This is a genomic window from uncultured Winogradskyella sp. (assembly GCF_947498345.1).
Lineage (GTDB): Bacteria > Bacteroidota > Bacteroidia > Flavobacteriales > Flavobacteriaceae > Winogradskyella.
In genome coordinates, this window is the sequence record NZ_CANMJY010000012.1 from 15,606 (window position 1) to 27,509 (window position 11,904).

13 protein-coding genes and 2 tRNA genes are annotated in these 11,904 nt (G+C 31.8%); 13 read left to right on the forward strand and 2 right to left on the reverse strand.

Annotated features, from left to right (window positions below; all coding sequences use genetic code 11):
* Positions 1 to 32: 32 nt before the first annotated feature.
* Entirely contained in the window at positions 33 to 632 is a 600-nt protein-coding gene (locus Q0912_RS14850; protein WP_299116493.1) for a porin family protein, read from the forward strand.
* Positions 633 to 703: 71 nt separating this feature from the next.
* Here the strand turns inward: Q0912_RS14850 and Q0912_RS14855 are convergent, their stop codons facing one another.
* Entirely contained in the window at positions 704 to 1,852 is a 1,149-nt protein-coding gene (locus tag Q0912_RS14855; RefSeq protein ID WP_299116495.1) for a hypothetical protein, read from the reverse strand.
* A gap of 29 nt (positions 1,853 to 1,881) precedes the next feature.
* Here Q0912_RS14855 and Q0912_RS14860 point away from each other — a divergent pair, with 29 nt between their 5' ends.
* Genes Q0912_RS14860 through Q0912_RS14870 form a run of 3 tightly spaced genes read left to right on the forward strand, consistent with a single transcriptional unit; the run spans position 1,882 to position 3,388 of the window.
* Positions 1,882 to 2,250 carry an RNA-binding S4 domain-containing protein gene (locus tag Q0912_RS14860; protein ID WP_299116497.1) on the forward strand — a complete coding sequence of 123 codons (369 nt, stop codon included), beginning with the start codon at positions 1,882 to 1,884 and terminating at the stop codon, positions 2,248 to 2,250.
* A complete protein-coding gene (locus Q0912_RS14865; protein ID WP_299116499.1) occupies positions 2,237 to 2,827 on the forward strand; it encodes a methyltransferase domain-containing protein in 591 nt (196 codons plus the stop codon). The genes Q0912_RS14860 and Q0912_RS14865 overlap by 14 nt, the downstream gene beginning before the upstream one ends.
* A 57-nt stretch (positions 2,828 to 2,884) precedes the next feature.
* Positions 2,885 to 3,388 carry a phosphoribosyltransferase family protein gene (locus Q0912_RS14870; RefSeq protein ID WP_299116501.1) on the forward strand — a complete coding sequence of 168 codons (504 nt, stop codon included), beginning with the start codon at positions 2,885 to 2,887 and terminating at the stop codon, positions 3,386 to 3,388.
* Here Q0912_RS14870 and Q0912_RS14875 read toward each other — a convergent pair.
* Positions 3,380 to 3,901 (reverse strand): shikimate kinase, encoded by a 522-nt coding sequence (locus Q0912_RS14875; protein WP_299116503.1) that lies wholly within the window; start codon positions 3,899 to 3,901, stop codon positions 3,380 to 3,382. The two genes, Q0912_RS14870 and Q0912_RS14875, sit on opposite strands and share 9 nt — an antisense overlap.
* Positions 3,902 to 4,030: 129 nt before the next feature.
* On the opposite strand from Q0912_RS14875, the gene Q0912_RS14880 reads away from it, so the two are divergent.
* The 9 genes from Q0912_RS14880 to crtI all read left to right on the forward strand — a co-directional run bounded on the left by Q0912_RS14880 (position 4,031) and on the right by crtI (position 11,887).
* Positions 4,031 to 4,103 (forward strand) — tRNA-Lys (locus tag Q0912_RS14880).
* Between the two features lie 336 nt (positions 4,104 to 4,439).
* Positions 4,440 to 5,519, forward strand: a complete 1,080-nt coding sequence (locus Q0912_RS14885) for a bestrophin family ion channel (RefSeq protein WP_299116505.1) — start codon at positions 4,440 to 4,442, stop codon at positions 5,517 to 5,519.
* A gap of 88 nt (positions 5,520 to 5,607) precedes the next feature.
* Entirely contained in the window at positions 5,608 to 6,348 is a 741-nt protein-coding gene (locus tag Q0912_RS14890; protein WP_299116507.1) for a 2OG-Fe dioxygenase family protein, read from the forward strand.
* A gap of 165 nt (positions 6,349 to 6,513) precedes the next feature.
* The gene (locus Q0912_RS14895) at positions 6,514 to 7,398 is read left to right on the forward strand and encodes a pentapeptide repeat-containing protein (RefSeq protein ID WP_299116509.1); all 885 of its coding nucleotides are present in this window, start codon (positions 6,514 to 6,516) and stop codon (positions 7,396 to 7,398) included.
* On the forward strand, positions 7,398 to 8,390 hold the full coding sequence (locus Q0912_RS14900; RefSeq protein ID WP_299116511.1) for a hypothetical protein: 993 nt from the start codon (positions 7,398 to 7,400) through the stop codon (positions 8,388 to 8,390). The genes Q0912_RS14895 and Q0912_RS14900 overlap by 1 nt, the downstream gene beginning before the upstream one ends.
* 197 nt (positions 8,391 to 8,587) lie before the next feature.
* Entirely contained in the window at positions 8,588 to 9,040 is a 453-nt protein-coding gene (locus Q0912_RS14905; protein WP_299116513.1) for a hypothetical protein, read from the forward strand.
* Between the two features lie 205 nt (positions 9,041 to 9,245).
* Positions 9,246 to 9,331, forward strand: a tRNA-Leu gene (locus tag Q0912_RS14910).
* Between the two features lie 189 nt (positions 9,332 to 9,520).
* Entirely contained in the window at positions 9,521 to 10,420 is a 900-nt protein-coding gene (locus Q0912_RS14915) for a MerR family transcriptional regulator (protein WP_299116515.1), read from the forward strand.
* Between the two features lie 6 nt (positions 10,421 to 10,426).
* Positions 10,427 to 11,887 carry a phytoene desaturase family protein gene (crtI, locus tag Q0912_RS14920; protein ID WP_299116517.1) on the forward strand — a complete coding sequence of 487 codons (1,461 nt, stop codon included), beginning with the start codon at positions 10,427 to 10,429 and terminating at the stop codon, positions 11,885 to 11,887.
* The last annotated feature ends 17 nt before the right edge of the window (positions 11,888 to 11,904 follow it).

Consider the following 11,904-nt stretch of genomic DNA (forward strand, 5'->3'; position numbering starts at 1 on the left):
ATATTAGATACCTAATCTTAAAAACGAACATTATGAAACATTTGAAAAAAACAGCTTTTATGGCTGTAGTTTTTGCATTGATAGGGTTTTCCGTTAATGCTCAAAAAGGTACTTCCTTTGGCTTTAAAGGTGGATTAAATTATAGTGCAAACGGAGATTATTTTGAATCTATTGGCGAAAATGCCAAAAATCCAGATCGTAACATAGGATACCATATAGGTGTCTTCGGAAAGATTGGAAACCGGTTGTATTTTAGACCAGAGCTTGTCTATACTGCTACAAAAAGTGATTATGATAACAATGACTTTAATGTTAAAAAACTCGATGCACCACTACTGGTGGGTATTAAAGTCTTAGGACCTGTTAGTGTATTTGGAGGACCTTCTTTACAATACATTCTGGATACCGAATTTGATGGTATTGATATCGATAATGTAGAAGATGATTTTTCAGTTGGATTAAATTTTGGAATTGGAATAAATTTCAACAAAATAGGAATAGATCTAAGATACGAAAGAGGTTTTAGTGACAATGAAGCTACATTTATCAATGACAATATCGGATCTGGAGCGGCAAGTAGAATAGACACCAGACCAGATCAATTGATACTGAGTTTATCCATTGCATTGTAAAAATTAGTTTTAGTACATAAAAAAAGCCGCTCATGGAGCGGCTTTTTTTATAATCTTATTTGATGAGAATATTATTCTTCATCTTCATTATAATTTATACTTACAGAATCGTCCAGATAATCTAATATCCCATTACTATTTGTGTCTTGAGCAGTTACAGTTATAATAACAATACCCTCAGAGGTTTCATCTCTACTGTAAATGTATTCGTTTTCTGCTAATACGGGCTCTTGATTGTATGTAGCTTGTACGAGCTCGTTAAATGTTGTAATACCATCACCATCATCATCAAAATCTACAAAATCTGGTATGTCGTCTTCATCAGTATCGTTATCTAGCACATCTTCATCATTATTATAATCTTCAACATATGAAGGTATACCATCATTATCATGATCTACCTCTTCATGTTGTAAGAGCTCAAACTTAAATATTAAATTAGAATAGACTGGTACATCTAGTATAATTGCAGAAAAATATGCCAAACCAGAAGGCACAAACATTACTCCCAACCCATAATTATCGTAATCAACAATACCATTATTTAGAGTAAAACCAGTTGCCGTATTAAAAGTAGGCATTACTAATTGCCAGGCCTTTATTGAGCCAGAGGAACCAAATCCATCGGCTTGTAAATTTAAATTACTAGGTGTACTGATACTTTGAAACACCTCTTTAGTTTCTACAATTGATCCTTCGAATCTAAAGCGAACGGCATCTGTAAATTTAGGAGCTACTCCTTCTCCTTGATTAAGACGTAGCACATAATATTCGTATTCCGTATCTAAAAAAGTAGTAGTCAGTGTTTCAACGGCATCAATTAGTAAAGTATTATTGTCAGGATCTGGCATGTCTAAATAGTTGCCGTCATCATCTTGAGGCAATTCAGTAATAATTATGTCTGTATACTCATAATCAGAACTAGGTTCAAAAAAACCAGAGTTATAATAGTGTGTCGATAAATATGCTAAAAGCGAATCTCTATCTGCTACTTGCTGCTCAGTTCGGTCTCTAACAGGAACTGTTGAAGTTGAATTATCATCCTCTTCACATGATATAAGTATTGCTAATAACATCAGCAAACTAATTCCAAATTTCAACGCTTTAATTTTCATATGCTTTATTATTTCAAGTACAAGATTCACCATAAATCTTATACTAGGTTCATTATTGCTTTTAATCTGGTCGCAAGATACATTAAAATAATATTTTTGTATCATAAGATTAACGTAGTTTTTAGTTAAAATATATGCGGATTGATAAATATTTATGGTGTGTGCGTTATTACAAAACACGTAGTATAGCTACACAAGCTTGTAAAAAAGGGCAAATAAAACTTAATGGTAGTGCTACTAAACCGTCGAGAGAGGTTTACCCAACTGATAAAATTGAACTTAGAAAAAATCAAATCACCTATCAGTTAACCGTCAATGATATTCCACCAAATCGCGTTGGTGCTAAACTTGTGGATATTTACAGAACGGACACAACTCCAAAAGAAGCTTTTGAAGCTCAAGAGTTATTAAAATACAGTAAGGACTATTATAGAAAAAAAGGAACTGGCCGACCTACCAAAAAAGACAGACGCGATATAGACGATTTCTATGAAGAAGAATAACTTAGATAAAACCTATTGGGAAGATAGATATAAAACCAATCAAACCGGATGGAATATTGGCTACCCATCAACACCAATTAAGCACTATATAGACCAGCTCAAAGATAAGTCTTTAAAGATTTTGATTCCTGGTGCCGGAAATGGCTACGAAGCAGAATATCTTTGGAACAACGGTTTTAAGAATGTTTATATACTCGATTTAGCCAAGCAACCTTTAGAAAATTTAAAGAAGCGCGTTCCTGATTTACCTAATGCGCAATTGCTACAGACCAATTTCTTTGAGCTTAATGATCAATTTGATTTAATTATAGAGCAAACCTTTTTCTGCGCACTCAATCCTAATCTAAGGTCTACCTATGTTGAAAAAATGCAGCAACTCTTAAAAACTAATAGAAAACTAGCGGGCTTACTTTTTGATTTTCCATTAACCGAATCTGGTCCTCCTTTTGGTGGTAGTCGCGAAGAATATGAACGCCTTTTTAAATCTCATTTTAGAATAAAGACACTACAAGCATCAATAAATTCTATAAAAGAACGGCAAGGTAAAGAACTGTTTTTTATCTTTGAAAATCTATAGTATCTTATCAGATAAGTCATATTTCTACTATAGACAATATTTATAACAGAACAAGCAATGGCATTAACAAAGAATACTATTTTAAGTCATAAAGAAATTGAGCATAAAATTAAACGCATTGCCTATCAAATTTATGAGAGTAATGTAGACGAAACCGAAATTGTTATTGCCGGTATTGAAAGTAATGGGTATATATTAGCAAGAAAAATAAAACAACAATTAGATAAAATCTCTTCAATAAACTCAGCGCTTTGCAAAGTTACAATTGATAAAGCTGAGCCTACCAAACCTATTAAAACATCGATACCAAAAGAAGATTATGCCAATAGCTCTCTAGTACTGATTGATGATGTTTTAAACTCTGGAAGTACACTTATTTATGGGATAAAGCATTTTTTAGATGTACCACTCAAGCAATTTAAAACTGCAGTATTGGTAAACCGTAATCATAAAAAATTTCCTGTAAAAGCCGATTTTAAAGGCATTTCTTTATCCACCTCTTTATTTGAGCATGTACATGTTAATCTCTCCAAGCAGCCTTACGAAGCGTATTTAGATTAATTGCATTAAAATAGTTTCTATGGTCTCTTGCTGCGATGTGTTATCAGTATCTATGATATAGTGCGCTTGATTGTAATAGTAAGTACGCTCAAAAAGGTGCTTACCAATAAACTCAACTAACTCAGATTCTGAATTCAAATGGTTTATCAATGGACGTTTGTTGCGTTTGGTAAATAATCGTTTTGCTAAAAGTGGTATAGATAATTTTAAATAGCATAATTTTACCAGAGGATGATCTAGTAATAGATTTAGGTTTTTACCATAACAAGGTGTACCTCCACCCAAGGCTAAAACTATATTTTCTTTAGAATTTAAAACCTCATTTAAGTAATAGCTTTCCTTTTTCCTAAAGTAGATCTCACCAGATGTATCAAATATAGTTGCAATGGTTGCATTTTCTTGCTCACAAATGTACTGATCTAAATCTAAGAAGGTATAATTTAAAACCTTAGCTAAATCCTTACCTACAGTAGATTTACCCGATCCCATATATCCCATTAAAACAACAATCATAAGGCTTACAATTTGATTATTAAAACACTAGCTGAATAGACCACAAAAAAACAAAAATTTAAATAAAAAAAGTATTGTTTTATTAATTAAACATTTTATATTTGCACCCTCGTTAGAGAAAAACATTATGACCGGGTAGCTCAGTTGGTAGAGCATCTCCCTTTTAAGGAGAGGGTCCTGGGTTCGAGCCCCAGCCCGGTCACTTTTTTTTATAAAATTTTAAAGCTAAGAAATTGATTATCAATAACTTAGCTTTTTTATTTTCGGGGTCACAACCATATAAATACGGAAATTTAAATTATTGATTTTCAATTTGTTATAAAATTCAAAAGTCATTTTTTTAACCTAAACTACCCACAAACAACTCAGAATTATTTAGACAATATAGAACTGTGTTTTAAATAATTATTTGTAGTTTAGTTATCCTTATAATCTCTTTCCTGTTGACGCGTATTTACCCTTAATAAATACACTAAAATATAATGGGGCTAAAAACAATGTTTTTATTCCTTTGTTAGCTGCAAGTGAAAAATAAAATATGTACACAAAGCCAGTATACTCACTAAAAATTGTACTCCTATGGACAAGGAAGTATATCTACTTTTTTTTCATCCTTTCCATTGTACCTGTGATACTGTATGATTTTTTTGACTTAAAGTGGCTATATCTCCCTTGGCTTCCAATTGGACTAGTAGGCACATCTCTCGCATTTATAACTGGATTTAAAAACAATGCTTCATATGAAAGACTTTGGGAAGCTCGAAAGATATACGGAGGCATTGTGAACACTTCAAGACTATTAGCTACAATGGTCAATGATTTTATCTCTAATGAATTCGCAGAAGTAAATAGAAGCGATGACGAATTTCTTAAACTCAAGAAGACTGTAATCATGCGTCATATAGCTTGGCTGACTTCTCTCAGGCATGCGCTTAGAATCAAAAAACCTTGGGAAACCACTGTGGACAGTAAGTCCAATAAAGAGCACATGCAAACGATAAAAGTACAAGAGCACGAACTCTCTCTAGAAGAAGAACTTCATGGATATTTAAATGAAGGCGAGAAAGAATTTGTGCTGGGCATGACAAATAAACAAGCAGCCTGCCTCAATCTTCAATCCAATCATTTTAAGGAACTAAAGTTAGAAGGATTGATCGATGATTTCCGACACATGGAGTTCAAGAATATTATTGGCGAACTATTTACATTACAAGGGAAAGTAGAAAGGATTAAAAACTTCCCATATCCAAGGCAATTTGCCACTCTAAACATGTTTTTTGCTTGGATTTTTATGATTCTCCTACCTTTTGGAATGATGCATGAATTTCACCTGATAGGACTGGACCTGGCCAGAGATGAAAATACAAACATCATAAACCGTCTAATTGCTGAAAATTTTGTCTGGATGACAGTTCCAATCAGCGTAGTTATATCATGGGTGTTCATGCTTATGGAAAGGGTTGGTGATGTGTCAGAAAACCCTTTTGAAGGAAGTAGAAATGATGTCCCAATTACTACAATTTCAAGAGCCATAGAAATCGATATTCGAGAGATGATTGGAGATGATAAAAAGAACATACCAAATCCTTATACAAATAGTGGTGATACTGAAATGTAAAAAACCAGCAGCTAACACTGTATATGAAATCATAGCACCCTGCGGGATGCTACGCTTCATATACTAACCGTTGGCAACAATAATAGACATGAAAATAAAAAAGTCAATTACTGATGATTTAATTGAGAATGGTTTCACAAGAATAAATTGTAATAACTATGAACTTTCAAAAACTGAAAGAGAATCCTTTAATGTGTTTCAAAATTATTACAAAAGTTTACCACCAGACAAGTTTCTGCATTTAGTTGACCCCGAAAATATTCACAACTGTTACAGATATAGAAGATGGGGAAGATATTCGCTGAATCCATTAAATTTATCATTAAAAGAACTAGGCCATATTCCTTACAATCAAAGTAGAAAATACAATAAAAATGCTGGTGATATAGAAAGAGATTTCGCTCCATTAACTGAGGGTATATTAAATAACCTTTTTCTCAAGTCATTAATAATAAATAACTTTAAATTGTTTCCAACGTCAAATTCGATGATGGCAAAAATATGGCACGTATATGTGCACTTAATCAAAATTTCAACTGATCATAATGGCATTGGAAAACCATCACCTGAAGGAATTCATCAAGATGATGTGGATTTTTTCTCAATACATTTAATAAAAAAAGTGAATTGTGATGGAGGTAAGGCCATTATTTATAATCTTAAAGAAATAGAATTAGAAAGAATAGACTTAAATAGACCCTTAGACAGCTATTATGTTATCGATTCTAAGCTTATGCATGATGTTGAAGATATTTTTAAAAGAACTAATATAGGTCGAGCAGAAAGAAGTATTCTAATTTTAAGTTTTAAATCATTTATCAATAAATAATCAGAAATGACTAGTTAATCAACAAACTATAGCCTCAATTGTCGTTTTCCAGTTAAGACAAAATATCAACAACTTTTTACTATATTGTAACTACTTTATACAATGAGCATTCTTGTCAAGAAATGGCATTAATACTAACACAATTGTTCTAATTTATAAGGGTTTTTGAGTTTAAAAGGAAAAAAATATAATAATCAATCTGAATTTACAGAAGATTTTAAAGGTAAAGACCTCTCAATGAGTGAATTCATAAAATGTGATTTATCTGGAGTTAGTTTTAGTAAAGCTATTCTTACTGGTTCGAAGTTTAAAGGATGTTTTATAACTCATCAAAAATCAATAGATTTTAAAGAAGCTATTTTGACAAATTCAACTTTTGAGGAATGCGTGTTTCCTGGTATAGTTCTTGAAAACACTTCTTTTGAAAATTCAAACATTTCTTATTGTGACTTTCGAAATGGTTCACTTATTGGTTGTAGTTTTGATGAATCTACAATTGAAAATCTAAATATATCTAAATGTAGAATACATCTTTCTTCATTTCTCAATTCAAAAATTATTTCAATCCAATATTTACCTGAAACTCACATTCCATATACTCGTGGACTAAAGCTCTTTAGTAAGAAGCGTCAAATATATAGAACTGTTTTTATAAATTACAATTCCCATCTTGATTTTACAGAATTTTGTCATACCGAAGCTAGAAAGGACAAGCTTTATGCTTCAGCGGCAAAAAAGGGATTTTTTTTACGTGAAATATCTATCTTATTAGTGGCTTTATTTGGAATTTTGACAGATTATGGTACTTCACTGCAAAAGTGGTTTATGTGTGTAATTTCAATAATTGCTCTCTATGCAATAGGAATTTTAAACTACAGTAAAAATTTAGATATGCTTGGCAGTATTAAACTATCTATTAAATTTTTTTTTAATTTAGATTCAATCACTAATCATTCGATGCCTTTTTATTTTGTCACAGAATCAATTTTAGGTTTTTTCATGTTAGGGGTTCTCGTTACTTTACTAACAACAAAAATCATTTCAAACTGATGCCAAAACCAATAATGCATAGCTTAAGACATTCCTTGGGACTTTGTTCGTTTATAAATGGAAAAATCCACCCTTGTGATTATCATAAAAAAAAATGGAATTCATCAATACATAAACTCAGCGATAGTTCAGGACTTAATAACGTTGATGATTCAAATCATCAAATTCACTTTGTAACTCCAGACATAATAAAATTATCAAAGCTTTTCAATAGCTCAAAAGATCCAGCTGGTGGTTGGTACTTAGTGCAGGAACAACGTATGTGGTTAGAAGAAGAATTAGTCAGTATTTTTTCCAATTATTTGAATTCAAAAACTAATTGTAGGATTCTCGTAGCTGGGGTAGCAAGTTATGTGCATTTTTATACATTTTTAAAAATCGTAATTTCTGCTGCCGATATTTCTAAGTTATCTCTAACAAAGTTAGAGATTGATGTTGTGGACAAATGTATTTATCCCCTTAACCAAATTGCAGCAATTGAAAGCAATTTAAGAAATAAGCATAAATTTTTGTTTAGAAATAGTTTTTCGGTTTTTAACGAAAAAATCAAAATACCTCGTGATAATTTAAAATTCCTAAAGAAGATTAGAAATGATGTAAGGAAAATTAATATTCGATTATTTTTAAGGGATCTAAGGCAATTAGAAGACATACATGCTTTGGGCAAATACTCAATTATTACTGAACATTTTCTAACATCGATGTTATATAAACAAGAAGGTTTAATAAAAAAAACTCGTGAGTCTTATAAAAATTTAATTGACAGAAATGGATCATTACTCATTGCCACTGGTGTACCTAACAATGATTTTTTTTTAAAATTTATCGATTTACACGAAAATAATGGTTTCAAACTTGTTGAAAAAAAGACAAAATGGGTTTGGGATCCATATGGTCACGCTAGAGAGCAATTAGAAACTTTACTATTTAATCCAAAGTCAAACTTTACTACTTTAGTAGATAATGCATTGCTAAGATTCGATAAAGTCTAGAGTTCAATAATGTTGAATAAGAACTTGACTGAAGTTATAATGAATTAAAATATTACAGTTGCCAACAACGTGTATAGTTAATTGCTAGCTCTCACCTACTTCTAAAACCCCTCGCGGATTTTCTATTCGATATGTATTTGCTAAATTAGTTACTCAAATACCTTAGGCGTCATTTAAAAAACATTATTATTTACAGAATGGAAGATGAATCGAAACAAAAAAAATTTAATTCAAGGTTTATATATATTTCCATCGGTTTTGTTTTAGCTACATTAATCTCCTGGCACTTTACTTATAACACTGATCATTTTTTAACAACTGTAAAAATATCTTCCATCGGTTTGTTCGCTTGGTCTGTATGGGAGTATAATTTACTAAAATACAACCACGTTTATTTAAAACTATTGGCCTTATCGCTTTTACTAGCACTTACAGGCTATTATTTTTTATTAGAAGAAGATGCCAGCACTTGGTTAAGGGTAACAAAAATGAGTTTGTGTTTTCTCATTTTGTTTAGAGTGCTACGGTATTTTTATATTTTAATCTATAATAGAGAACCTAAATTAGAGAAAACTAAAGGCCGAATGGCAGATAGAATGTTTTCATTTATAGTAATAGCAGGAACAGCGCTTGTAACTATGGCAATATAAAGCAACACACAGTAACGGTTATAGTTTATTAAGGCTAAACTATAATTCATTTCAAAAATCAGTTTTGTGTTTTTTGCACAACATCTTTTTCAACAAAATCCTTAACTGGTTTTACAAGTATTTTTATATATTCGCAGCCGTAGTATTTTTAAATTAAAATACGCTATTATTACCTAAAAATAAGTGTAATTTACACAACTTATTTGCGCACGTGGCGGAATTGGTAGACGCGCTGGCTTGAGGGGCCAGTGACCGTTTTAGGTCGTGGAAGTTCGAGTCTTCTCGTGCGCACTTTTTCTTTAAGACTTTTTACAGCAATTATCTTAACTTCTCTGGATTCTTCTTTTCAGTAACGCACCAATAGTTACCTTTTTAAAGCGACTAAAAACTTATCAACACCCAATTTTTATTTAAATTTTGTTAATTCTGGTATACTTAACTATATAAATCTTATTTTTGTTTAAACATTTTTATGAAAAAATGAACAATATTAAGAATCAGTTTAGTATTAAAGACTTAGAGAATCTCACTGGTATAAAAGCACATACGATTAGAATATGGGAGAAGCGCTACAACCTTCTCGAACCTAAGCGTACAGATACTAATATAAGATATTACGATTTAGCAAGCTTTCAGAAATTGCTTAATGTGAGCTACCTTAATAGTAATGGCTACAAAATATCAAAAATTGCAACTATCGAGGCGCATAAAATTCCTATTCTGGTTAGAGAAATTGCGGCAGAGAATAATATGGAGAGCCATGCCATAAATGCCTTTAAATTATCCATGCTCAATTTTGATCAGGCCTTATTTTACAACACTTACGAATCCCTGCTAAAAGAAAAAGCTTTTGATGAAATCTTTTACGACATATTTATTCCCTTGTTAACTGAAATTGGCTTACTCTGGCAAACAGATACCATTACACCAGCTCACGAGCATTTTTTAACCTCATTGATCAGGCAAAAGATTTTGATAAATACCGAAAAAGTACAATCAAATCGAATCAATAATTCTAACAAAGCTTTTGTGCTATATCTGCCAGAAAATGAAATCCATGAGTTAGGCCTTATGTTTATCAATCACGAATTGGTGAGTCGAGGGTTTCAATCTATATTCTTAGGGTTTAGCGTACCTCTTGAAAGTTTATCAGATTTACAAAGTTATTATGATGAGATCATTTATATATCTTATTTCACTGTTAAACCCGAAAAAAGTAAGATTGATGATTACATCAAAGATTTCCATAAACTGCTAATAGACAAAACAAATACCAAGCTTTGGATTTTAGGTAAAATGTTAAATACCATAGACATAGACAAGTTACCAAAAGGTATTTCGGCATTTAAAAGTATTCAATCATTAATCGATAATGTTTAACATTAAATGCGTAAAACTATATCCATAATAGGTTCGGGATTTTCTGCTTTATCAGCATCTTGCTATTTAGCCCAAGCAGGTCATAAGGTTTCGATATTCGAAAAGAATAGTACTGTAGGTGGAAGAGCCAGACAATTGGTTAAGGATGGTTTTACTTTTGATATTGGTCCTAGTTGGTATTGGATGCCAGATATTTTTGAAAATTTCTTTAATGATTTTGGAAAACGTACTAGTGATTATTATCAGCTTGATAAGCTGAGTCCTGCCTATAAAATTTTCTTCTCCGATGAAGTGATAACTATAGGTGATCATATGGATCAAATCTGTGAAGAATTTGAACGTATTGAAACTGGCAGTTCTAAACCACTTCGAAAGTTTATTTCGCAGGCACAAGAGCACTACGATATAGCCATTAATAAGGTAGTTTTAAAACCAGGTATTTCGCCTTTTGAACTTGTTACTAAAGAAACCGTTACCAGAGTAGATCGTTTTTTTAAAACCATAAGTTCTGAAGTACGTAAAAAATTTAAAAACCCTAAGCTAATTTCAACATTAGAGTTTCCAGTACTCTTTTTAGGCGCTAAACCTAGCCAAACGCCTTCATTTTATAGTTTTATGAATTTTGCTGACTTTGGTTTAGGCACGTGGCATCCTAAAGGTGGTATGTATGAGATTATAAAAGCTATGAGAAGTCTTGCCGAAAGCCTTGGTGTAAAAATCCATACAAACAGTAATGTTGAAAAGATTACTGTTGAAAACGGAAAGTCTATAGGCATAACCGTAAATGGTGAGTTTATTAAATCTGATGTGGTTTTAAGTGGAGCTGATTATCATCATTCTGAAACATTACTAGATACAGACTACAGACAATACAGTGAAGCCTATTGGGACAAACGTACATTTGCACCATCTTCCCTACTCTTCTATGTTGGTTTTGATAAAAAATTAAACCAAATAGAACATCATAATTTATTCTTTGATACTAATTTTGAAAATCATGCTGAGGATATTTATGATGACCCTAAATGGCCAGAAAATCCATTATTTTATGTTAACTTTCCATCAGTAACGGATAGTAGCATGGCACCAGAAGGTTGCGAAACTGGTTTTTTTCTTATACCAATCGCGCCAGGATTAGAAGATACTCCAGAACTAAGACAACAATATTTTGACATAATTATTAACCGCTTTGAAAATTTAACACATCAAAGCGTACAAAAACATATACTTTTTAAAGAGTCATTTTGTGTTAACGATTTTGTAAGTGAATATAATTCCTATAAAGGCAATGCTTATGGTATGGCTAACACCTTAATGCAAACCGCGTTTTTACGCCCAAAATTAAAAAGTAAAAAAGTAGATGGTTTATACTTTACAGGACAATTGACCGTACCTGGTCCTGGTGTACCTCCATCATTAATATCAGGCAAGCTCGTTGCTGATCTGATTAATAAAAATGAAGTTTAATTACTAAATCAAAACGA